19 protein-coding genes are annotated in these 24,038 nt (G+C 63.7%); 9 read left to right on the top strand and 10 right to left on the bottom strand.

The genetic code is table 11. The annotated features are described in order from the left end of the window. Window positions 1–708, bottom strand: a 708-nt coding sequence (locus OES25_13205) for a 4-alpha-glucanotransferase (protein ID MDH3628597.1), incomplete at its 3' end; no start/stop codon positions are given. A gap of 50 nt (window positions 709–758) precedes the next feature. Here OES25_13205 and OES25_13210 point away from each other — a divergent pair. Continuing rightward, window positions 759–1,310, top strand: coding sequence for a TerB family tellurite resistance protein (locus OES25_13210; protein ID MDH3628598.1), 552 nt, complete (start codon window positions 759–761; stop codon window positions 1,308–1,310). Here OES25_13210 and OES25_13215 read toward each other — a convergent pair. After that, entirely contained in the window at window positions 1,297–5,406 is a 4,110-nt protein-coding gene (locus OES25_13215) for a carboxypeptidase-like regulatory domain-containing protein (GenBank protein ID MDH3628599.1), read from the bottom strand. The two genes, OES25_13210 and OES25_13215, sit on opposite strands and share 14 nt — an antisense overlap. A gap of 191 nt (window positions 5,407–5,597) precedes the next feature. Here OES25_13215 and OES25_13220 point away from each other — a divergent pair, with 191 nt between their 5' ends. Both OES25_13220 and OES25_13225 read left to right on the top strand, forming a co-directional pair. Continuing rightward, window positions 5,598–6,488, top strand: coding sequence for a hypothetical protein (locus tag OES25_13220; GenBank protein MDH3628600.1), 891 nt, complete (start codon window positions 5,598–5,600; stop codon window positions 6,486–6,488). After that, the gene (locus tag OES25_13225; GenBank protein MDH3628601.1) at window positions 6,485–8,236 is read left to right on the top strand and encodes a mechanosensitive ion channel family protein; all 1,752 of its coding nucleotides are present in this window, start codon (window positions 6,485–6,487) and stop codon (window positions 8,234–8,236) included. The genes OES25_13220 and OES25_13225 overlap by 4 nt, the downstream gene beginning before the upstream one ends. Here OES25_13225 and OES25_13230 read toward each other — a convergent pair. From OES25_13230 to OES25_13255, 6 genes are all read right to left on the bottom strand, one after another. Next, on the bottom strand, window positions 8,233–10,230 hold the full coding sequence (locus OES25_13230) for a CRTAC1 family protein (GenBank protein ID MDH3628602.1): 1,998 nt from the start codon (window positions 10,228–10,230) through the stop codon (window positions 8,233–8,235). The two genes, OES25_13225 and OES25_13230, sit on opposite strands and share 4 nt — an antisense overlap. Before the next feature lie 90 nt (window positions 10,231–10,320). Then, window positions 10,321–11,556 (bottom strand): ABC transporter permease, encoded by a 1,236-nt coding sequence (locus tag OES25_13235; protein MDH3628603.1) that lies wholly within the window; start codon window positions 11,554–11,556, stop codon window positions 10,321–10,323. A 12-nt stretch (window positions 11,557–11,568) separates the two neighbouring features. Further along, entirely contained in the window at window positions 11,569–12,804 is a 1,236-nt protein-coding gene (locus OES25_13240) for an efflux RND transporter periplasmic adaptor subunit (protein MDH3628604.1), read from the bottom strand. Further along, on the bottom strand, window positions 12,801–14,009 hold the full coding sequence (locus tag OES25_13245) for an efflux RND transporter periplasmic adaptor subunit (GenBank protein ID MDH3628605.1): 1,209 nt from the start codon (window positions 14,007–14,009) through the stop codon (window positions 12,801–12,803). Before OES25_13245 ends, OES25_13240 begins: the two co-directional genes overlap by 4 nt. Next, window positions 14,006–15,256, bottom strand: a complete 1,251-nt coding sequence (locus OES25_13250) for an efflux RND transporter periplasmic adaptor subunit (GenBank protein ID MDH3628606.1) — start codon at window positions 15,254–15,256, stop codon at window positions 14,006–14,008. Before OES25_13250 ends, OES25_13245 begins: the two co-directional genes overlap by 4 nt. 54 nt (window positions 15,257–15,310) lie before the next feature. Continuing rightward, complete coding sequence (locus OES25_13255) at window positions 15,311–16,057, bottom strand: endonuclease/exonuclease/phosphatase family protein (GenBank protein MDH3628607.1); 747 nt, start codon at window positions 16,055–16,057, stop codon at window positions 15,311–15,313. A gap of 208 nt (window positions 16,058–16,265) precedes the next feature. Here OES25_13255 and OES25_13260 point away from each other — a divergent pair, with 208 nt between their 5' ends. The 5 genes from OES25_13260 to OES25_13280 all read left to right on the top strand — a co-directional run bounded on the left by OES25_13260 (window position 16,266) and on the right by OES25_13280 (window position 19,602). Next, window positions 16,266–16,922: a response regulator transcription factor gene (locus OES25_13260; GenBank protein ID MDH3628608.1), complete on the top strand. Its 657-nt coding sequence runs from the start codon at window positions 16,266–16,268 to the stop codon at window positions 16,920–16,922. A gap of 12 nt (window positions 16,923–16,934) precedes the next feature. Beyond that, window positions 16,935–17,309: a cupin domain-containing protein gene (locus OES25_13265; GenBank protein MDH3628609.1), complete on the top strand. Its 375-nt coding sequence runs from the start codon at window positions 16,935–16,937 to the stop codon at window positions 17,307–17,309. Window positions 17,310–17,319: 10 nt separating this feature from the next. Further along, window positions 17,320–18,192: a radical SAM protein gene (locus OES25_13270; protein ID MDH3628610.1), complete on the top strand. Its 873-nt coding sequence runs from the start codon at window positions 17,320–17,322 to the stop codon at window positions 18,190–18,192. A 20-nt stretch (window positions 18,193–18,212) separates the two neighbouring features. After that, entirely contained in the window at window positions 18,213–19,334 is a 1,122-nt protein-coding gene (locus OES25_13275) for a TlpA family protein disulfide reductase (protein ID MDH3628611.1), read from the top strand. Window positions 19,335–19,455: 121 nt separating this feature from the next. Beyond that, window positions 19,456–19,602 carry a hypothetical protein gene (locus OES25_13280; GenBank protein MDH3628612.1) on the top strand — a complete coding sequence of 49 codons (147 nt, stop codon included), beginning with the start codon at window positions 19,456–19,458 and terminating at the stop codon, window positions 19,600–19,602. A gap of 6 nt (window positions 19,603–19,608) precedes the next feature. On the opposite strand, the gene OES25_13285 is transcribed toward OES25_13280, so the two are convergent. Beyond that, a complete protein-coding gene (locus tag OES25_13285) occupies window positions 19,609–20,511 on the bottom strand; it encodes an N-formylglutamate amidohydrolase (GenBank protein ID MDH3628613.1) in 903 nt (300 codons plus the stop codon). Window positions 20,512–20,604: 93 nt separating this feature from the next. On the opposite strand from OES25_13285, the gene OES25_13290 reads away from it, so the two are divergent. Further along, entirely contained in the window at window positions 20,605–20,874 is a 270-nt protein-coding gene (locus tag OES25_13290; protein MDH3628614.1) for a hypothetical protein, read from the top strand. 89 nt (window positions 20,875–20,963) lie between these two features. Here OES25_13290 and OES25_13295 read toward each other — a convergent pair whose 3' ends face one another. After that, on the bottom strand, window positions 20,964–23,855 hold the full coding sequence (locus tag OES25_13295) for a MopE-related protein (protein MDH3628615.1): 2,892 nt from the start codon (window positions 23,853–23,855) through the stop codon (window positions 20,964–20,966). Window positions 23,856–24,038: the final 183 nt, after the last annotated feature.

A 24,038-nucleotide genomic window follows, 5' to 3' on the forward strand; every position in this document is an offset into this window, starting at 1 on the left:
CGTATCGATTCTTGCTCGCCAGAGAGACTCGTTCGAGCGATCGTCCGCCTCCCAACGGTAGAGGGGGGCCTGCCATCGTTGACCACGACGAGAAAAATAGTCCGGGGGCACGCCGGCCTCCAGTTCGATCGTGCCGTCGGCATCCATGTGGAACAGGTTCGGCCGCCCCCAGACGTCCGCGCTGTCGAGAGCCGGGTAGAAGGGGAGATCCCCGACAAGCTCGATGTCAGCCCGAGCTGCGCGACGTCGAAACCTCGACCAGCCGTCCGCGAAACGACACTGGATGCGACGTTCGAGATCGATGGAGTCCCGTAGAGAGACCATCGCATCGCGCAGGGCAGCGGGTTGTCGGCGACGCAGGGCGACGGGCCAGCGGTACCAGGGTCGTCGCAGCTTTCCACGCAACGCCGCGTAGAGCACCCAATCCTCAAGCCACGGGCGTTGCTGGGTCGACCTGGCGAATTGCGCCAGTCGTCGCGGACCCGGAGGCCGATCGTCTCGTCGATCGATGAGGGAGAGATCTCCCGCAAACGACGACGGGGACGCATAGGGGGATCGATGGTGGTGGACCGGCCCCACAGGTAGGATCTGCCACGACGCGAAACCGGATCGCCGGAGCCACGTAAGGAACGACTGGGTGTCGGGTCGACCGTCGACGGTTGTCGGCAGCGACGTCAGATGTGCGAGGATGCCGGCGCGACGATCCATCGAGTCACGCCCAGCCGGCATGCCGGATCGTCGGCGAAGGAGAATGTCCGATGTCGATTCTGAATTTTCTGGGGCTCGGAAAGAGCGAAACGCCGGACACCGGCCCAGAGACCGATTCCGTCCGCAAGATCGTGGCCCAGCTCGACGAGATGGATCCGGACCGTGCCCGATTCACGGCGGCATTCGCGTACATCCTTTCCCGTGTGGCGTACGCGGATCGAGAGATCTGCTCCGACGAGTCCTCGGGAATGGAGCGTATGCTGATCGAGCATGCCGGGCTCGATGAACGACAGGCGATCGTCGTCGTGCAGATGGCCAAGACGCAGAACCTCCTGTTCGGTGGAACCGAGAACTTCGTCGTCACTCGTGAGTTCAACCGACTTGCCAACCTGAGTCAGAAACGTGCCCTGCTGCGGAGCCTGTTCGCCATCTCTGCCGCCGACCACGACGTGTCGACCGTCGAGGATCAGACCATCAAGCAGATCAGCGCCGAACTACAACTGGACCGAGCCGAGTTTATCGCGGCTCGGCAAGAATTTCGCGACTACCTGTCGGTTCTTCGGCCTGGCCCCCGGGAGGGCGACGACGTCACTCGAGAGTGAGCGTCGTCGGCTGCCCGGGCGTGGTCGTTGCCTGTCCCTGCCAGCTGGAGTCGCCGGAGCGCACCTGCACCGTCCAGCTGCCGGGTGGTAGCTGACGCAGGCGTCCTCGACCGGAGTACAGCGTCCATTCCGATCTCGGCTGGGCACCCCAGCCGAGGGCTCGATAGGGCTGTCCCCGGCTGTCCGTGATCGTCATCGTCGCCGGAGCCCCGCCGGGCCCCAGTTCGGGGATTACCACTTCCAGTTCGCAGGCCGGTTGAAGGCTGACGGCGGTCGTCGCGCCGGACGATTGGGCCCGTACCCGGGTCGTGGCCGAGCCACCCGCCTGAACGAGCGCATCCCACTCGCCGGGAGGCACCGTCGTCAGACGTACCCGTCCGTTCTCGCCGGTTGCCAGGGTGTCTCGGACGAGCGCGACACCGGACGGTGTCATGACGGCGACGTCGACCTCGGCCGGTGGCCGACCGTTGGGAAGACGGGTCTCGAGCGTCATGCCCTCGGTCGGATCCATCGTCAGCCGAAGGTTCTCGGGGCCGCGCCCCGACTGAACCTGGACCTGTTGTTGCTGGGCGCTGTAGCCCTTCTTGCGTGCGTGTAGCGTCCAGTTGCCGTCCCCGACATCCAGAACTCTGAATTTGCCGTCGATATCGCTGGTCGCGGTGTGGCTGGCGAACGGGGATCGGCCGGCATCGTCCGGAGCCTCGAGCGTCACCGTTACACCAGCGAGCGCACGGCGATCGCCGCCGTCGGTGACACGTCCGACGATCTCACCGCTCGGAACGTTCAGCGTGATTTCGCGATTGGAGGTGACCTCCACCTCTTCGCTGTAACTCAATCCGCTACGGAAGTCCTGAAGTTGGACGCGGTAGACACCGGCCTCGAGGCCGTCGATCGAGAAGCGGCCCTCGGCGTCGGTGGGGCCGTCACCATCCGTGTTGGTCCCCTGTGAGCTGACGTAGATCGAGGCGTTACGAATCGGGACGTCGGACTGCAGCGCCTGCCCCGAGAGTGTCAGGCCGCCGCCGAACACCAGCTCGACCTGCGCCGAGGGTTGTCCCGGTTCGAGCACAACCCGCTCGCGCGCCTGGCGCCCGCTCTGAGAGAGCTTGGCGACGACGTCGTAGGTCCCCGGAGCAAGATGCTCCAGGCGAAACCGACCCTCGTAGTCAACGGCGTTGCCACCGAAACCGCCGAAGCCGGTTCCCTCCGCCCGGACAGAGACCCGTGGTAGGTCCGCTTCGGCGACACCGACGATCCGCCCCTCGATGAGAGCGCCGGCATCCAACACAACCTGAATGCCGTCGATCGGTTGCTCTTCGACCACGATTGTCTGCCCGCCGGGCTCCGGTGCATAACCTTCGGCGCTGACGAACAAACGGTATTCGCCGGACTGAACGCCCGGCAGTTCGAATCGACCGGAGCCGTCGCTCAACGTCTCGGGGCCGCCCCAGAAGCTCCCGAGTGTCGCAAGACGAACGGACGCGTCGGGGATCGGCTTGCCACTGTCGTCGATGACCTCGCCGCGGACGCCCTGCCCACCCTGAAACTCGAGGTCCAGCGTGTTGAGACCGTCTTCCAGCTGGATGTCACGGACGACTCGTGGATAGTCGGGGCTTGTGGCCTCGACGGAGATCGTGCCGGATGTCAGACCCTCGAGACGGTAACTTCCACTTCCATCGACGGGATTCCCCGGCATGAAGCGACGCTCGTCGTCGCTGCCGACCTTCTTGACCTCTGCTCCGATTGCCGGTCGGCCGTCGGGTGTCATGACCTTGCCCTGGAGGATGGCCCCGGGCGTCAGGGTCAACTTGATGTCGAGCAGGTCCTCACCCTTGGGGACTTCGAGGTTGTCTCGCTTGGCCTCCTGAAAACCCGCGGACGAAGACGAGATCGAGACGGTGCCCGGCTCTTCGTTCTCGAACAGGAACTCACCGGCTGAATCGGTGGTCGTGTCCATCATCATCTGCATCATCATGGTGTTGCCACCCATCTGCATCGTTCTCGTTCGCGACAGATTGACCGTTGCGCCGGGGATCGCCTCGTCGTTGTCATCGACGATCTTCCCGCCGATATCCGATGAAGGCTCCAGAGTGATCTCCAGGGGCTCGACCTGTGGAAGCGGGTTGCTGCCGCTCGAATGGGTGATGAACCCGGCCCGCGAGACCGTTAGCGCGGGGCTGGACTTCGGGTTCAGGTCCTCCGCCGAAAACCAGCCGTTGACGTCGGTGATGGCATCGGGTTCCTGTTCTTCGAAGTCACCGGGGCCGCCGATCATCATCCGCATCCCGCCACCTCCGACCGCGATCGTGGCCCCCTCGACGGCGACACCGTCGGAGTCGATCACCCGACCCTGGATCGTCTCGCCGGGTTCGAGGATGAAGTCGCCGACATCGATCTGTTCGCCGGTTTCGAGAACCTCCAGTCCGGGGAGGTCTCGCGAGGCAAAACCGGGTCGCGATGCCTTGAGGTCAAACTTCCCCGTGGGGATCCCGGTCAACTGGAACGATCCCTCGAGGTCCGATTCGGATTCCGCCGCGGTCTTCCCGTCACCGGGCTCCATCACCATCATCGGTCCGCCGCCACCGCGGGTGGCCTTCGCCAGGGAGACGCTTCCGGCATCCAGCGGGATACCGTCCGTGTCCACGAGACGGCCGATCACGGTCGCGCCGGGCTCGAGTGTGATGTCGACCGACGGGGTGGTCTTCCGTGGACGAAGGGTTCCCAACCCGTGGCGGAGCGGCGCGTAGCCCTCGGCGGCGACATCGATCTGCCAGCGTCGTTCCGGATCGATCGGACTCAATCGGTAGCTGCCGTCTTCACGGGTCTTCGTTCGGGCCTTGACCTCCGGCCCACCGATCTCTATCCGGAACGAACCCCCGACGTGCTTTTCTTCCAGGGTTATCTCTGCGCCGGCAACGGCGTCGCCGTCGGCGTTTGTCACGTTGCCCTCGATGGCAGCTGCCGGTTGCAGGACAAGCGTCGGCGGCTGCTGGCCCAACGCGCCGACGGTCAGGTCCGCAGATCGAGAGGGGAGGTAGCCCGGCGCGCCGCCACGGAGGTTGAGGCGGTCTCCGATCGAACAGTCCACGGCAAACGAGCCGTTTCCGTCGGCGACGGTGTACAGGCTCGGGTTTCGTGAGTCCCAGACGATGGCCCCGCCGACACCCCGTCGCGAGTCCGACGCGATGAGCCGACCGGTCGCACGGGAGGCTTCCGGGAAGGCCAGAGTCACAACCTTATCGAACTCCTTGCCGCCCTGGATCGTCTTCGAGACCGTCCGGCCGGCATCGTCGACCAGCGTGACGGACAGTTCGGATGCGTTGGGCACGTTAAGTGACAGCTGCCCGTCTTCATCGGTGACGCCCATCGGATGCGCCCAGCTGCCCACGGACGCCACCATACCCGGACGTGGTTGCCCCTCGGCCGTACGTCCGGCGACGGTGACCGCCTTGCCCGTCGGCACGACGATCCGTGCGGAGGCACCGCTCACACTCTCCAACTCGGCGTAGCGACCCGAGTCGTCGGACGCCGAGAGATTGATTCGTTCGTGAGTGTCGCGGGGAAGACGACAACGACCGCTGTCGTCGGTCGTGCACTCCCTGAGAGGTCGTCTCCAGAGACTCCCGCCAAACCGCGATCGTTCCGGGTGGGCGATGACCCGCGCCGAGGGGACCGCGGTGCCGCCGTCATCGACGATCAGGACCGACAGCGCACGCTCCTGGCGAAGACGCACGTCGGGAAGGTTGATCGGTTCGACCAGTGGCTGAAGCAGGGCTTCACGGCTGACAAAACCGGCTGCGTGGATCTCGACGCCCCACATCCCCGGTGCCGGAGCCTCGAGACGGAACCAGCCGCCCTCATCGCTTCGTGTTCGCGCGGCCGCGTCGTCGCGGTCATCGGTGGACGAGAGGCGGGCCAGGCTCGAGCGGATCGGTCGGAGTTCGACCGAAGCCTCGGCGATGGGTTGGCCATCGCGGTCGGTGACCCGGCCCTGGACGGTGAGGGTCTCCTCGGCCCGGGTGATGCCATCGGACAGGCAGAGAACGCACGCGATGAGCACGACGAGTGCGACGCCGAGCCGCCGGAGCTTTTCCATGTGATTCCCCCGCGTGACCGTCCCTCGGGAGGTCCGCCTGTTGACGATCCTATCCCAACGACGGAGAGCAAGAAACGTTCCCGTCGTGGGCCGCCAAAGCGGGGATTCTCGACGCCATCCGACCCCATTTCGGGTGAGGTGGCCGCAAATCGGATGGTATCGGGTCCCGATTGCCTGATAGCCTTGGAATCATGGAACCACGCGCTTCGTCTTCCCTTGTTCCCGTCCTCTGGGTGGCAGCCCTCGTTATCGGGATCGCCGTCGCCGCGTTCGTGTGGTGGCCGACCGCGCCCCCCGACCAGGCGGAAGGCGCAGATGCCGGAGAAACCACCGTCGATGCCTCGGCCGGCGAGGCGCTGGAGGCGGAGGCGGCGAACCGGGTCAGCCACTGGGAGACACTCCTGGGGCACGAACCGCGCTGGCCCGATGACTTCGACGAACCCACCGCATGTGCCGAGATCGACCTGGATCTCTCCAGAGTCTGCGCCGTGATCGACCGTCGGTCGTACCGCGGCGACGACCGAAGGGTGGGTGGCAGCTGCGGGCTCCTCGAGGAGGTCGCCGAGTCGTTGGCCGCCCATCCACCGGATTCGGAAGGGGAGATCAAGCGTCACGCCCAGCTGCTGGCGAATATCTTCCATCTCTCACGTAGTGTCGAGGGCAAGTCGCTGACCGCCACACGACGGGTTCTACGCGAGGAGGCGTATCTGATCGAGCCGTTGTCGATGACGCTCTGGCGTTGGGCCGCCAGCCGTGAAACGTGCGTACGGTCCGGAAAGACATCGCTGACCGATGAGTCGCTTTACTCGTACGCGGCGTACGTCTTTCAAACTTTCGGCGGTCGCAGCCTCCTGCAGCGCCGCTCGCCGCGGACCGAGGCGCTGGTGTCGTTCTATGCGTTATTGATCATCGATCAGTCGGATCAACGTGGCTACAACCCTCAGGGCGTGGACCCGACCACGTCATTGAGGCGGACACGTGACCTGATCGAACGCGAGGACTTTCAGTTCGCGGACGAGTACCTGGCCCGACTGGAGTCCATCGCCGATCGTTGGAGTCGACGAGTCCCGGGGAGTTCATGATGCGTCGAATCGCCTGCGGGCTCGTTGTCGGGTTGCTGTTCGCCGCCACACTCCCGTTGATTGCATCCACCGAGCCGCCGGTATCGCCGCCGGCTGCAGGGGAAGATGACGGCGGAACGCCGGTCTCGGCGGTGCGCACGTACATCGACGCGGCGCGGACAGGGGACTACGAGCGTGCGGCGACGATGCTCGATCTCCGCTCCCAACCCGACGCGAACGGGCCGAAGCTGGCGCGGCGACTCAAGTCGGTTCTCGATCGTGTCCTCTGGATCCACTACGAGCAGATCTCGGATCAGCCGACGGGCGATCTGGAGGACGGTCTTCCGCCGGACCTGGAGCGCCTTCGTGGCGAAGGTGATGTCGAGTTCTTCCTGCAACGGATCCCGCTGGACAGCGGTGGGCAGACCTGGAAGTTTGCCCGCAGTACGGTAGAGCGCGTTCCGAGTCTCTACGACTCTCATGGCGACGGTCCGCTGGCGGAGGTCCTGCCACCGTTCATGTTCGAGATGCAGATTCTGGAGATCGAACTCTGGCAGTGGGGCGGGCTGCTGATTCTTGTCCTGCTGGCCTGGGTCGTCGCCTGGTTGGGAGTCCGTATCGTCGCGGTGTTCGTGCGCCTGCTGACCTCCAGGACCGCGACCGACCTCGATGATCAGATGGCGGAGCGCCTGATGGCGCCCGTGCGACTGCTGACCGCCGCGGGCCTGTTGGTGCTGGGGAGCAATCTGTTTCTTCGGCTGAAGGTGCCGGCGCAGGCGACCGTGACCAGTATCGCCAAGGCGTTGGCGCTGCTGGCTATCGCCTGGATCGCTCTCCGTATCGTCGACATCGCAGAGATCATGGTTCGTCGGCGTCTGGCACGACAACAGCGCCGCTCCGCAATTGCCGCGCTCCCGATGGGGCGACGGGTCGTCAAGACGTTCGTCATCGCGTTGGCGTTCATCGGTGTCATTCAGAATCTCGGCTTCGAGATTACCGGCCTACTTGCGGGTCTTGGAGTGGGTGGCCTTGCCGTGGCCCTGGCCGCCCAGAAGACGATCGAAAATCTATTCGGCGGTGTGACGATCCTCGCGGATCAGCCGATCAGGGTCGGGGACTACTGTCGATTCGGTGATGGCCGTACGGGAACGGTTGAGGAGATCGGTCTGCGTTCGACACGGATCAGGACGCTCGATCGTACCCGGGTGTCCGTCCCCAATTCGTCTTTCTCCGAGCTGCATCTGGAGAACTTCGCCGCGCGGGATCGGATCAAGCTGAGCACCACGTTGGGGTTACTCTACGGGACGTCGCCCGACCAGATGCGATGGGTGCTTGCCGAGCTGCGGAAGGTGTTGGTGTCCCATCCGCAGGTGACCAACGACCCCGCCCGCGTTCGCTTTGCCGGGTTCGGCGCCAGTTCGCTGGATATCGACGTCCTGACCTACGTCAAGACGACGGACTATGCAGAGTTTCTTGCGATCCGTGAGGATATCTATCTGCGCTTCATCGACGTCGTCAATCAGAGTGGGACGGGCTTCGCTTTCCCGTCGCAGACCCTTTATCTCGGTCGAGACGACGGACTGGATGGCGAGCGCACGGCGGCTGCGGAACAAACCGTCGCCGCGTGGCGGGACCGCAGTGAGCTGCCGTTCCCCGATCTGAGCGAATCGATGGTCGACGCCCTCGACGGATCCGCCGAGTACCCGCCGCAGGGTTCGGCGTCCGCACGACGGACCGGTTCCTCCGCAGGGGCCGAGTCGGACGACTAGCTACAGGCCGGAACCACCCTGGAGCCGGCTGTTGCCGGCCCGACCAGGGATCCGCAGGTCGATCGAATCCGGACCAGGTAGTAGTAGATCGAAGCGGGAACGGAACCGTCGCTTGCCGTGATGGCGGAGGTCCCGTCCTCGACACAGGTCGACCCACTCCAGTCCGTCGCGCTGCCGGAGCGAAGCAGGTCGTAGGTCGGGGTCGTCGTTCCGGAATCGACGGGCTGCCGCCAGGCAAACCCGGTCGGTGACGCAGACTCGACTCGCAGTTTCACGGGCTCCGGCGGCTGACTCCAGATGGCGGGATCCGCCACCGCGCAGTCGACGGCGTCGCCGACGCCGTCGAGATCTCCATCGACGCCACCCTGGGAGACCGTCAGAAGTTGGTTGGCGGCGACATTCAGGAGTGTGCTCTCCGTCCCGTCGGTCCAGCGGATGACCAGCGGAGAGACCGTCGATGACGAGCCGAGGCCGAAGTGCGCCTCCGCTGCATTGCCCGAGAGATAGCTCTCGCCGGAAACGATGTCGCGACGATGGGTGGTCCCACCGATGGTGGCCAGCAGGCGCGCTCCCACGCCGTCACGATTCAATCCCGGACGCTGAACGAGCCGGACGGACAGGTAGTTGTTGGACTGTCCGCTCGTGTTCTCGTACAGCCTTGAGGGATCGAGCAGGTTGCCGACGACGAGATCCTCGTCACCGTCCCGGTCGTAGTCGAACGCGATCAACGCTCTGGAATCATCCGGTGCCAGGAGACCCACGCCGTCGTCCCGGGTGAACTGACCCGACCCGTTGTTGCGGAAGAAGACGGACGGGGTGTCCAGGAGTGCCGAGTTGGGTAGGCCGACAAGAGCGATGAACTGCTGGAAGCCCGACACGACGACGAGGTCCAGGTCACCGTCGTTGTCCGCATCCGTGAAGTCCGCGCCCCACCCCCAGTAGGTGTCGGCGACGCCCCGCGCGCCGGCCTCGTCGTTGAAATAGACGGTCCCGGTGGCCGCGAACTCGTTGACGTTCATGGCATTGAACTGGGTGGTGCCGAAATAGAGATCCGGGTCCGTAATATTGCTGGCGAAGACATCGAGGTCCAGGTCGTTGTCGATGTCTCCGACCGCAAGACCCATGTCGTTTCCGGTGTGAGTCGCCCCGACCGCCATCGACCGATCGAAGAAGCGCCCCCCGACGTTGTTGTAGTAGGCGTCGGCCGTATGATCGACGGCGACGAAGATGTCCGGATCGAGGTTTCCGTCAAAATTGGCGATGACCGCCCCGAAACTGTCCCGCGCGAACAGCGGAATGTTGGTCGCGGTCACGTCCTCGAACTGCAAACTCCCAAGGTTCAGGTAGACACGGTTCCACGCGTCAAACTCCGGGGAGCCGGAGCCGACCTCGCGGGTCCAGGCCGGAACGTAGAGATCGAGGAGGCCATCGCCGTCGAAGTCGGCGATCGATAAACCGCATCGAAAATAACCGACCGGGTCGAACCCCGAACCGGCCGTGACGTCGGTAAAGACTCCGGTGCCGTCGTTTCGGTAGATCTTGCTTGTCGGGTAACTACCGCTGCCGTCGTCGTCGTTGACGAGGACCAGGTCGACATCGCCGTCGTTGTCGAGGTCGGCAAATTGAGCGACCCGCGAGAGGCCCGTATCTCCCAGCCCCGAACTGACGGTCTCGTCCTTGAAACGCTTCGCACCGACGTCCAACTCGTTGACGAACAGGCGGTTGGTGCGACCGAGCTGGTCGAGCATGAGGACGTCCAGATCGCCGTCGCCATCCACATCGCCGACGGCCAGACCCGTCCCCATGTTTCGCTGCAGCAGGTCGGCGCCGGTCGATGCGAGCGCCGGGAATGTGGGGCCATAGTCGGAGACAAAATTGAATTTCGTCGCCGCGGCGTCTTCGACGTAGGTCTGAGCCAACGCGGGAGACACAAGAGCCACGAAGGCCAGCGCGAACACTGACCAAGCCGCGACGACAAACGCTGATCGTCCCATGATCTCACCCCCCCAGGAGCTATCGAACGTTTATATACCGCGCATGGAGCGGACGAATCCGGAAAAAAAATGCCCGCGACAAAAACGCAGCTATTCGTAGCCAAGCGCGTCGATAGGGTTCAGCCGGGCCGCATTGACCGCCGGGTAGGTCCCGAACACGATCCCGACCGTGACGGAGAAGCTGAAGGACAGCAGGATCGAGAATCCGGTCACGACCGTGGACCAGTCCGATAACGCGGAGACGCCCTGAGCGATGCTGATCCCCAGGATCACGCCCAGCATGCCGCCGAGCAACGAGATGAGGACCGCCTCAAACAGGAACTGCGAGAGGATGTCGCGCCGTCGAGCGCCGATGGCACGGCGAACGCCAATCTCCCGAGTTCGCTCCAGAACGCTGGCCATCATGATATTCATGATCCCGATCCCACCGACCAGCAACGAGATCCCGGCGATCCCACCCATGACGATGTTGAAGATCCGTCGCGTCCTGCGGCTCTGATCCAGAAGGTCTTGCGGGACGATGATCGTGAAATCACGTTCGCCGCCATGGAGATCCTCAAGCACCTCATCGATGATCCGGGTGGTGCTTTCGATCGATGCGCCGTGGGCGACCTGCAACACGATCTCGTCGAGTTCGCTCGAGAGTGTGGAAAGCTCGTACATCTTGAGAGCCGTGCTGATGGGAATGAAGACCGAGTTGTCCGCACTGTCGAGATCGACACCCTGGAACGAGTCCTTGGCGAGGATCTGCGGGGCGAGCAGTCCGACGACCGTAAACCACGTATCGCTGATCTTTACGGGTCGGCCGATCGGGTCCTCGAAGGCAAACAGCTCCTCGCGAGCGCGATCCCCGAGGACGCAGACACGCTGGAAGCCGTCCGATTCATCGGCATCGAAGAGAGTGCCCCGAGAGATCGAGAGGTTCGAGAGTTCGAAGTAATTGCGGCCGACTCCAAGAACCGCCCCCTCGCTGCGGCCATGGGGCGAGAGGACCCGATCGACTCGGATTCTCTTCTGGGCGCTTGCAAGCGTAATGTCCCGGGCGACCATCCGCATGTTGTCGATGTCGGTTCGCTTCAGGCCCTGACTACGCTCTCGGATCGTGAATAGATCCTCGTTGTCGACCGCCTTCTCGCGAATGAGGATGTTCCGGAGGCCCATCGCGTCGATCATCTCGAGGGCCTCGGCCTGTGCACCTGCCCCGATCGACAACATGGAAATTACCGCACCCACGCCAAAGATCATCCCGAGCATGGTCAGGAGTGAACGCAGTTTCTGCCTGACGAGGTTTCCGCCTGCGGTCCGCAGGTACTCGAGGAAGTGCATTCGCCGGGCCCCCTAACCTGCGTCCGGCGAAGAGGAGGCATCCTCGGAGTCGCGGGCGAGTTCGACATCACCGAGGACGACGCGCTCGCCGGCGGCCAGTCCCTCGTCGATCACCACTCGAACGCGATCACCGGTCCCGGGAACCACGGGTCGACGCACAAATTGGCCGTTCTCCGCTACCACGACAAACTGTTGTTCACCCTCTCCGCGCAATGCCGCGCGCGGGACGACGATGCGATCCTCGACGCGGCCGGCCGAGACTTGCGCGGTTCCCTTCATCCCGGGCTTCAGAAGACCTGCGGGGACGTCGGTCAGGGCGACGCGTATTTCCGTGAACTTGACGGGAGACCCTCGCTCGATGGGACGGGAGAGCTCGGCGACGTGGTCCACCTTACCTGCGAACACGTGTCCGGGGCGGGCGTCGATGCGTACCTCTGCGTCGGCACCCTTCTCTATGCGGGCGGCGTCACGCTCCGCAACGAATGCCGTCAATGCGGCACTGTCCGGATCGACGATCGACATGATGACATTTCCCGAGAACAGCGAGTCGCCCACACCGACCGAGGCTCCTCGCCAGTTCTTTCGATAGAGCACCAGACCCGAGAGCGGGGAGCGAAGTACCATGTTGCCAAGACTGGTCTCGACACGGCTGATGTTGCCGCTTACCTGCTCTTTCTCCACATCGAGGATCCGTTCCTCGATCTCGTAAAACTCACCCCGGAGCTGGATGCTTGCATCGGCAAACACGATCGTCTCCTCGGCGTCATCGAGTCGAACCTCGTCTTCAAGCATCTCCTGCTTGCTGTAGATCGTCGTGTCCACGATCTGAAACGCAGAGACGTTGTCGCGCTCGAGCTCTGCGACCTCACGCATCACGCTCAGGGTCCCCTCGGCGATTTCCGCGTTGAGATCGTTTCCCGTCAGCCGTTGCTCGGATGACGCGAACGACGCCCGATGGTTTTCCAGGTCGATATTCAGTTTCGTGTCGTCGAAGGTGACGACGACATCGCCCTTCTTGACCAACGTACCCTCCCGCGCCAGATCCTTGACCTGCAGCGCGCCGGTCGGAACTCGCGGGACCGCGATCGGCGAAGCATCCGTGGCTTCGAGATAGCCGTCTGCCGGGACGTACAGGTGGATAGACGTCGTCTCCGCCACGATGAGGACGGTGTCGTCGACGGGAGGATCGCCACATCCGGCGATCAACAGCAGCCCGAGGGTCAGGAGACCTGCGCAGCGTAGATTCATGAGCGTTCCGGCAATTGCAATCGATCGCCTTCCTTCAGGCCCTCGCGAACGATGACCCGCTCGGCGCCTCGTTCGCCGAGAACGATCGATTGCCTTCGGGTGCCTCCCGATCGTGCGACGGCGACCCACGTTCCATCCGCGTCCTTGCGGACCGCCGCAAGAGGAATCGTGAGTTGTCCCACGACGCGACGGGTCTCGACTCGAACGGTCACGCCCATTCCGGGTCGCAAGACTTCGGTGTCGATCTCATGCAATGGGAGGATGGCATCGAAGATCTTGCTGCGATCCTGAATGGAGCGCTCTCGAACGATCTTGCCGATGCTGCCGACACTGGTGGAGAGGACCATCCCGGGAATCGCGTCGATCTTGATCTCAGCAGGCTGCCCGGGCGCGACGGCGGCCGCATCTGCTTCGAGGACGGTGGACTCGACCTGGAGAGTCGATACGTCAGCCACACGAATGATCTTGGCCAACATCCAGACGGCCTCGCCTACCTCCCAGCGGTCCCCGTTCCGCTTAGGGATGTAGACGACGAGGCCACCGACCGGGGAGGGGATGTTGAATTTGTCTCTGACCTCCTCGTAGTAGGCGATGCGGTCCTCGCTGAATTTCTGTTTGGCGTCGAGCAACTGAAGGGATGAACGTACCCACTCCTGTTCGAAGCCGATCTTCTCCTGCAGAAACCCGACGCGACGCCGGGCCAGATCTCTTCGCAACTCGTTCTCGCGGACTTCAAGAGAAGAGACAAGGCTCTCCGGAACTGAGAGATCGAGATCCACCAGTTTCAGTTCGCCCTCGGCGCGAACGAGGTCAAGACGCAATTCCCTCAGCGCGACGTCGAGGTTCCGTTGCTCCTTGTCCTTTGTCTGTCGTGTGGTCTCGAGCGTCGCCCGCTCGATTCGCAGCCGATCTTCCAGATCCGTCGCATCGAATCGAGCGACGACGTCGCCTTCCTTGACCCAGCTTCCTTCCGGAATCATCCAGGTCAAGTTGTACCGCCAGACATCCCTCACCGATGGGGGTCCGATCTCGATATGGATCTTGGACTCGAGTTTCCCGGGCGCCTCGACGACGAGCGGTAGGTCACCACGCTCCACCCGCGCCCATCGCGAACCTTCGCTCGACCTTGACCCGAGGACGACGACCACGAGGATGACGATCGCAAGGGCGGTGAAACCAAGATAGCGAGCGCTTCGGCGACTCATGGCGCCGCATCCTTCACGCCGGTCGCTCCGCCGGCCTCAGGCGCCGTGACGGTGAGCTGGGACCACGCATCCTCCGTCAGCAGGTAGTGGGTCGAATTGCGTGCGATCGGATCGATCGTCGTTCTTCCCGAGGCCGTGAAGAGCCAGTACGTCTCTCCATCGCTCGCGACCGAGCCACGAGCGACGAGTGGAGCGTCGGCATGTCGATCGAGCACGACCCGGCCTCTGGCCGACATGCCGGGCTTCATCATCCCGTCACTCCAGGTCTCCGAGAGAGTCGCCTCGACGCGGAAGATGGCGATCTTCGAACTGTCACTGCGACGCACGGCCATCGAGGGGATATGTTCGATCTGTCCGGAAACCGTTTGGCCGGGGAAAGCGTCGAGGTCGATCTCGATCGGCATCCCGACTTCCAGTTGCGGGGCATCGACCTCGTTGACCAGAAAGACCGCCTTCATCTCGCTCAGGTCCGGCAGACTCACCAGGACCTGGCCCGGCCAGCAGGAATCGCCCTCCTGGTGCTTCGTCGTCGTCCTGTCCCGGGTGGCGAAGACGACCAGCCCGGCTGCCGGCGCCTGAATCGTCAGAAGGGACAGATCACTGCGGGCGGTCCGCAGATCTTTCTTCTTCTTCTCGCGATCGATTCTCAGGACCTCGGCCTGGGTGGTTCCGCGTCCCTGCGTCAACGCCAATCGCTCTTGCGTCTCGGCCAGCGACTCCTCGGCCTTCGAGAACGCCAACTGCCGCTCGCTGTACTCTTTTCGCGAGAGCACCTCCGGGTCGATCGACGCCAGCAGCGCCGCGCGATCGCGCTCGAACTGCTTCTCCGCCAACTCGATCTCGAGGTCTTTCAGCTGGCTGGCCAGCTGGTTGTGCGACGAGAGGATGGCGATCTCGGCGTTGAGGATCTCTGCCTCGAGGACACGCACACGATCGGCCAGTGACGAGTCGTCGAATCCGATCAGTGGATCCCCCGGTTCGACCGTGGAGCCCTCGTCCGCCATGAACAGAATGCGTAACTGGAACATGGCGGTCTGTGGCGACTTGACCTCGATGGAGCGAACGGCCTCGAGTTCCCCGGTGAGGAGGAGGGATCGCTCGAACGGACCGCGCTCGAAGACCGCCGACCGGGTGACGCTCGGCGTCGATTGGGACCCGGCGGGAGCGTCTTCGGTCCCCCCACAGCCCAGAATCGCCAGGAGGGCGGCCGATAGGCAGGCCGCACGAATTCTCACCGAAAGACCCATGAATCACTCCCGATCGCCGCAGCTCAGTGTAGCCCACCGCAGCGGGCGCGGCGATCAGTCCAGGTGGAAATCGGCGAGGATCGGCAGGTGATCGCTGGCGATACGGGAGATCGGCAGGGGACAGCGGGTCACCGAGACGGACTTCAGCGGCCCACGAAAGTAAATGCGGTCGAGCCCCCCGGTCGGAGAAAACGACGGATAGGTCGCCACGGCTCTGGAGGGAGCGTCCGCCCGACTCGTCGCGGAGGCCATGGCCATCTTGCCGGTCAGGACGGGATGCAGGAGCGACCGCCAATCGTTGAAGTCTCCACCGACGAGGCACGCACCATCGTGGCCGACGGCCGCGAACTCGCCGGACTCGGCAAGAAGCCCGAGCTGGTGTGTACGCTCACGAGCCGATAACCCGAGATGAAGGTTGAACACGTCCACGTGTCGGGGGATCCCGTCGTCGCCGTCCATCCGGATGCGGGTATGTTGGCAGCCACGCTTCTTCTTCGCCCCGACCGTCAGGTCAATGTTCCGTTCATGCTCGATGGGATGGCGACTGAGGGTCGCGTTGCCGTAGCGGCCCTTTCGTAGAACGTGATTGTGCCCGACGACGTAGTGTGGAAAGCGCAACGAGACCGCCAGCTCCCGTGCCATGTCCATCTCTCTGGAGCGTGGGACGCCGCAGTCGACTTCCTGCAGCAGAACCACATCCGGGTCATGGTGCGCGACGATGCGTACGATCCGTTCCGGGCGAAACCGTCGGTCCATGCCGATCGCCCGATGGATGTTGTAGGTCAGTACGCGGAGTCTCATGAATCCTCGTCGGATCGACGGCACCTCAGGGCCTCGTTTAACTATTGCGCCGGAAACGGCTAGCAGGCAAATACAGCCCGAGTTTCTCGGAATTGGGCCCCGGGGCAGCGCCCCACTCCGGCGTGCTACTCTCTTGTGGCGACACCCGATTTCCCAGATCGGGTCATGGTTCGGGGGCTCTGAGTCAACAACGCAGGAGGCAAGCTCGATGACACAGTCGATCGCCGTGTTGCTTGTGGACGACCATTCGCTCGTCCGTGAAATGCTCGTTGATCGTCTCTCCCGCGAACAAGATATCCAGATTGTCGGAACCGCTTCAAACGGTGACGACGCCATCGTTCGTGCGGGAGAGTCGCAGCCGGATATCGTCTTGATGGATATCGACATGCCGGGGACCCACTGCTTCAGTGCGGCGCGGCAGATACGTCAGCAGTGTCCCGAGACCCGTGTTCTCTATCTGAGCGCCTTCTTCAACGATCGGTACATCTCCGACGCCCTCGAGTCCGAGGGTACCGGTTACATCACCAAGGACGAGCCGCCGGAGATCGTCCTGAAGGCCATTCGCCTGGCCGCGTCAGGGATGGCGTACTTCTCCCCGCGAGTCCAGGAACGGCTGGTGATCGACGAGACGGGGATGTCCCTGGGCGATGGAACACGGACGAAGGCAAGTACCTTGACTCAAAGAGAGTTGGAGACGGTCCGTTACATCGCACGTGGGATGTCAAAGAAAGAGATCGCGGCATTGATCAAGGTCAGCGTCAAGACCGTCGAGATGCACACCCAGAACGCGATGAACAAGCTGGACATCCACGATCGTGTCGATCTTGCCCGTTACGCGATCCGTGAGGGTCTGGCACAAGCCTGAGAGGATCGCCCGATGAGTCACGATAGCGGTCACGCAGTCAAGAAAGCCTCCGACGTCGACGCAACTGTCGTCGGTGCGGGAACGGCTACGACCACCCAGACGTTGCTGGGCGCCGCCGACGGCGCGCCCCATTTCGCGATGCGACGGTTCAGCATGGGGGACGGCGGCGGGATGCCGCTCCACACCAACACCGTGGAACACGAGCAGTACGTGCTTCGCGGTCGCGCCCGCGTCACGATCGGTACGGAGTCGTTCGAGGTGTCGGAGGGTACGGTCGTGTTTATCCCCGCGGGTGTTCCTCACGACTACACCGTGCTTGACGCACCCTTCGAATTCCTCTGCATGGTTCCCAATCTCCCGGACAACATTCAGATCGTGGAGCGCTGAGTCGTCACCGGTGCTGTACGAGGGGACCATCTATCGCCCGCCCAGTGAAGCGGATGCGTTGATCCTGCAGGCAACCGTCGGTTGTTCGTGGAACGCCTGTACCTACTGCGACATGTATCGCGCCAAGGACTTCCGCGTTCGCCCTCTCGCGGAGTCGCTGGAGCATCTGGACCAGGTTGCCGCCCAGGCTGGCGTCGACATCACAAAGATCTTCGTCGCGGACGGCGATGCGCTGGCGATGGATCTGGGTCACTGGCTTCCGATCCTCGAACGCTGTCGCGCCTCGTTTCCCAGATTGCGCCGGGTGTCGTGTTACGCCACGGCCCGCAACATCCTCGAGAAGTCGCCGGAAGAGATGACGCGACTAAGGGATGCGGGGCTCTCGTTGCTCTACGTGGGGCCGGAGTCGGGGGACGACGTCACCATGAAGCGGATTGCCAAGGGTGCCACTCACGACCAGCATGTCGAGGCCGCGCGATCTGCCCACGACGCCGGAATGCGGCTGTCGACGATCTTCTTGCTTGGCGCAGGCGGAGTCGAACGGTCCGTACCGCACGCGCAGGAGTCGGCACGTCTCGCCGGCGCCATGGACCCTCGGTTTGTCTCGTTGTTGACGCTCACCGTGGTCCCCGGCACCCCGATCGCTGAGCTTGAGCGTCGGGGCAAGTTCGTCCTGCCTGGTCTCGAGGGTCTGTTGGAGGAGTTGTACGCCTTCATCGATATTGCGCGACCGACCGACGCAATCTTTCGTACCAACCACGCCTCGAACTACCTGCCGTTGTCGGGTCGCCTGCCGAGAGACCGTGAGCGTCTGTTGGCAGTCCTCGATGGTGCACGGGAGGGGGCCGTGCCCCTACGACCGGAATGGTTGCGCGGACTGTAGTTCTTGCATGCTTGTGGCTGGTGGCCGTGTCGAACGGTCTGGCCGCCTCCCGTCTCGGGCCGCCCGAGTTGATCGAGCGTCACGAGATCGTCAGGCTCTCGTACGCGACCGAGTATCGGGTTCAGTTGGTAAGAGACGGCAGCCGTCCACGCTACGTGTTCCTAAAAGATCCGGAGGCTGAGCCGACAGGGCCGGACCGTTACGCGCTCGTTCAGCTCGCCGGTGTGCGTCGTGTCCTGCTACTGCGCCCCATTGAAGACGGCGGCTGGTCTGCGGCGATCGATCTGAACGCCGATGGTGTTCTCGACGAGGACGAGTGGAGGGAACTCCGAGATCAGGGTGAGAGGCTGAGGGTCGAAGGGCGTGCCACGTCAAAGGGAGCCCGCGGAAAGGGACTCCCGTTCCGGTTCGAGATCGATCTGCGGGAAGACGGGGGCCTGCGCGATCAGGGGGACCTGTTCCGTCGGGTCCGACGAACCGGTTCGGTCCGGATCGCCGGTCGGCCGCTGCGGATCCAACTGACGACGGCAGGTAGCGGCTTCGGTGGCGTGGACGTCCGGCTGGACGTCATCGGTGAGGAACCCTCGGTGGTCGTAGAGGGGGCGACACTCTGGGTCGATGGCCGGGCCTACGGGTTCGTCTCCAACTGGCGTGGGGACCGGCTTCGTTTTCGCGAGCGTTCTCTGGATCCTGGCGTCGTGCCGCCGCTCCTGGTGGGAGACGTGGTCCCGGGTTTCACGGCAACGACACGGTCCGGCCAGTCGTTCGAGTTCCTCGACACCCGAGGGGAGTGGACCCTCATCTACTTCTGGGGAACCTGGTGCAAGCCCTGCGTCGACGACGTCGCGGGTTGGGTCGGGTTGGCCGAGGCCTACCGGGACGACGGCTTCCGTATCGTCTCGATTAACGTCGGCGACGAACCGGGCGTGCTGGATCGCTACCTCGCCACCCACGGCATCGACTGGATCGTGATCCCCGGCGGGCGCGATGGGGCGCTGACCGGGATGTTCCGTGTCCGGCAGTTCCCCACGAGCCTGCTCGTGGGGCCCGACGGCCGCGTTGTGGCCCAACGGGTCGGACCCGCAGAGGCCCTGGCGATTCTTGCGGAGCGCCTTCCGGGCTATCCGGATTGTCGGCGTTGACTTTCGCAATCGTTACGAAACTCGCCATGAAGAGGTGAGTTCGGATTCGTAATCTTCGTCCACCTGCTTCGGTGGGATGGAGACGGGAATGCGAAACACATACGGCAATCATTAGTCGGGGATGACACTGGTGGAGTTGATCGCGGTCGCCATGACCGAGGCCCAGCTGCGGCAGGCCCGCGCCACCGCGATGGCTACGACCTCCGCCTTCCTGGCCGATTCGCTGAACCTGCTCTCCAACTCATGGAACGATGTCAACAGCTCGTGAGGGACTTCAACCTCTAAGCGACGCCAGCTCCGAGAGCGTCGCCAGCGCCAGGGGTTCGACGTAGCGCGTGACTGCGTCGGTCGATGTCTCGAGCTCGACGAACGGTCGATAGTCCCTCGCCAATCGCTGACGATTGAACTCGACGCACAGCACCCGCCCCGGGTAGTCCTCGGCGTACCTGGCTGCCAGCGTTCCGTCGTGCAGATGATAGGTCTCGTTCTCCGCCAGCGGGATGCCCGCAGAGCGGTACGCCTGTCGGAGGGCCGTTAGCCACGATTCGCTGAGGAGCGACCGTCCGTGTACGTCCGACGAGATCAACTCGATGTCCGGCCGACGCGGCCAGCCCTCGTAGACCTCCGGCTCGTAGGCCTTGTGTAGCGCCTGGACGATCCCGCCGTCCACGACGTTGATCCCCACCGAACGCGGGGCATAACTGTGAAGGTTGATGGCGACGCCGCGCCGACCGGCGAGTTCATACGCCAGATCGGCCTGCTCCAGATACTGTCGATGCAGGTCGGACAGCCTCCGGCGATCCTCGGAGTCGTCCACATAAACGGGAATCGCCTCGGTCATGCCGTCGGTCTGCTCCTCCAGCGTCCGATTGCAGTCGACGAGTGTGCGGGGGAGCCGGCATCGCAGAATAAGGACGGAGATCGACGGATCGGTCCTTCCCACGAATGCAGCGATCTGCTCCGCGCATTCCGGGGTTCCGAAATCCGTGTTGACGTGGAAGAAATCGATCAGATTCTCGGGGAGCCGGGACTTCAGCCCCTCGGCGACAACGCGGTACTCGTTCTCCGTCGTCGCCCCATGGGGCAACTCCAGGACGAGGACCGGTCCGTTCGATGCACCTTGCTGCCAGGTGACCTCGGTCAGGCCGGGGATCGAGGTAAGCGGGAGTGAAGTCATGGGCAGCGATCTTAGCGTCATCGAGACGAATCGGCCCGCTTGCCGTTCCGCCACGCGGAGGCTATCGTTCGTCACGAACAACCCGAGGCGAACATGGCATCCATCACCAACAAGACTTCCGCGCCCCTGGCGATCTCGCTACCCGGTGGCAAGAAGCTCCGGCTGGGACCGTTCAAGACCGGCGAGATCGGGGCCAAGGCCATCGATCACCCGGCCGTCCAGAAGCTGGTCGAGGCCGGTGAGGTAGAGATCGATGGCGCCGACCACAAGCAGAGGCACTCCGGCGGCGGCGGGAAAGGCACCCGTAACGCATCCGGGGGGCCGGGACAGAGCGGCAACATCCGCCGGTCCGGCGACCGCTAGTCGTCAGGTTCGTGTGGCGACAGCTTCGACGACTCCCCGGGCTCGCCAGCGACGAGCCGGGGGAGCAGCCGCATGAGAATCATTGACGTCTATTCGTCGTCGTCTTCACTCTCGTCGCGATCGTCATCATGACCGTCATCGTCATCGTCGTCGCCGTGATTGGAGGGGTCCTTACGGATCCTCGTGACACAACTGGCCGTATCCTCGGCTTCGTCCTCGGCGCCGGGGGTTCCGTCCAGTATTTCGGCCATCCATGTGACCCACCCAATATCGTCGGCCGTGGCCGTGTAGGTGAATCTCGGCCGCGAGCGACCGCTGGCCGGGTTCGGGGATCTTGAACCCCGTTGCGCCTTGGAGGCTCGAGCCGTTCTTCCACCGATCCCCAGCGGCCCGTGATCCGTGCGGTCGAAGATCTCCAACCCCATGACGATCGGTATGTTCGTCCCATCCGAGCGTGTGCCATAGACCGTGAGTTCCGCGCCCGGGTCGGTGTCCAGTTGATTCTCGATGGTGATCCGTAGAGAGACTCGCTTTCCGACCTTGGCCTGATGGGAGCAGCGGAAGAACACGATGTCATAGTCGGAGAGCGTCGGCTCCGTGCAGACGGTCTCGTCCAGATCCACAAACCCGTCGCAGTCGTTGTCGAGTTCGTCGTCGCAAGTGGGATCCATGAACGGCCCTTCGGCCGCGCCCGGATTGACGAACGAATCGGAATCGTCACAGTCTCCGCACAGGGTATCGACCGGTAGATAGCAGGTGTCGTCGCAGATGGCGTACCCGTCCAGATCTTCGTCCACGCAGAAGACCATCGTCTGCTCGCAGTCCGCATCTCCGAGATCGGTCATGCCGTCGCAGTCGTTGTCGAGATCGTCGGTGCAGCTCGGATCGCTCGGCGGTCCTTCCGTGGCAGCGGGATTCACTGCGGCTTCGGTGTCGTCGCAATCTCCGCACTGGCTGCCGGACGCCAGTTCACAGCCCATCTCGCAGACGGCGTACCCGTCGGCGTCGTCGTCGGGGCAGAAGACGACCACGGCATCGCAGTCTCCATCCGCGGAGTCGACCGAGCCGTCGCAGTCGTTGTCGAGCACATCACTACAGGTGGCGTCGCCGAACGGACCCTCGACCCCATCGGGGTTGACCGTTCCATCGGCATCGTCGCAGTCGCCGCACTGATCTCCCATTTCCAACTCACACGACCCATCGCAGACCGCATACCCGTCGGCGTCGTCGTCGGGGCAGAAGACGACCACGGCATCGCAGTCTCCGTCCGCGGAGTCGACCGATCCGTCGCAGTCGTTGTCGAGCACGTCACTACAGGTGGAGTCACCGAACGGACCCTCGACCCCGTCGGGGTTGACCGTTCCATCGGCGTCGTCGCAGTCGCCACACTGGGAGTCCACCGCCAGCTCACAGCCGGCGTCGCAGACGGCATATCCGTCGGCATCGACATCAGGACAGAAGACGACGACGGCGTCGCAGTCCATGTCCGCGTCGTCGGTCGTTCCGTCGCAGTCGTTGTCGAAACCGTCGTCGCAGGTAGGATCCGTGACGGGTCCCTCGGTACCGGCAGGGTTGACGGCGCCGTTGGTGTCGTCGCAGTCGCCGCACTGCGCACCCGAAGCCACTTCGCAGCCGGCGTCGCAGACCGCGTAGCCGTCCTCGTCGAGGTCGGGGCAGACGACCACGACCTGCTCGCAGTCGGTGTCTGCCGTGTCGGTCGTCCCGTCACAGTCGTTGTCGAAACCGTCGCTACAGCTGGCATTGCCGAAGGGTCCCTCGGTGCCGGCAGGGTTGACGGCACCGTTGCTGTCGTCGCAGTCGCCGCACTGGGCACCGGAAGCAACTTCGCAGCCCGCGTCGCAGACCGCGTAGCCGTCCTCGTCGAGGTCGGGGCAGACGACCACCACCGGCTCGCAGTCGGTGTCTGCGGTGTCGGTCGTCCCGTCACAGTCATTGTCGAAACCGTCGTTGCAGGTGGCGTCGTCGGCCGGCCCCTCGGTGGCTGCGGGGTTGACGGCGCCGTTGCTGTCGTCGCAGTCGCCGCATTCGGAACCGCTCGGAACCTCGCATTCGCCGTCGCAAACGACATAACCGTCGACGTCATCGTCGGCGCAGAACACAACGATCGCGTCGCAGTCGGTATCCATCGTGTCGGTCAGCTCGTCGCAATCGTTGTCGATCGCATCGCTGCAGGTGGCATCGCCGAACGGTCCCTCGACGCCATCCGGGTTGGCCGTCGCCTCGCTGTCGTCACAATCGCCGCACTGGTCACCCATCGCCAGCTCGCAGGAGCCGTCGCACACGGCGAATCCGTCGTTGTCGTCGTCCAGGCACTCGACGGCCATCTGGCAATCGTCGTCCACACCGTCGTAGAGAAGATCCCCGTCGTTGTCGAGTCCGAGGAAGTCACCCACCGACCAGTTTTCGTTCACGTTCGCGGTGGCGTCCGGGTTACAAGGCATCGAGGCGTCTGTGTCTGCGGTGTCGTAGTACGGCGGCAAGACGTGCTCGCCGACCGGCGTGTACGCCATCGGATTGGCGTCGGCGTGGCAGTTGACGCAGGAACTGATTCCCGCCTGGGTGTGGTGCTGACGCAGCCCCGCCCCCAATCCCGCCGAGATCGAGTCGTTGCCGGCATCTTCCAGCCGACCATGGCAACCGACGCAGCCATATCCGGTATTCGCTCCGGTGCCGTCGGAGGAGCCGATGAACGGATTCCTGCCATCGCCGCCGGTGTGACAGACGTTGCAATCGGCATTCATGTAGCTGGACGAGCGGTGCATCTGATGTTTGTCGTCTCCGGGAAACATGGCGCCCGTAGGAGACGTGCCGCCGGTGAAATCGCCATGGCACGCGGAACAGCTGGAGCCTGGATCTCCTGCGTCGTTCTTGTATCTGGGATTAGCCTGGGTGTCGCTTACACCAAGGACCAGGCAGGCCAGAACGCACAACGATAAACAGGCCAGATGGGTAGTTCTCATAACCAGGGCGCCTCCGTTTGCATAAGAGCCCGGCCTGCCACGGAGACAGTCGAGGCAGACCGAGCTCTCACGTTCGTCCTCTATAAGAACTCACGGGGCCGGAAAGCGGCAATACGCGGATACGCGCATACATGGGACGATCCGTGCTCTCTTCCGAAGCCGATGGTCTGGACTCAGTCGTGG

The sequence above is a fragment of the Acidobacteriota bacterium genome, from assembly GCA_029861955.1.
Lineage (GTDB): Bacteria > Acidobacteriota > Polarisedimenticolia > Polarisedimenticolales > Polarisedimenticolaceae > JAOTYK01.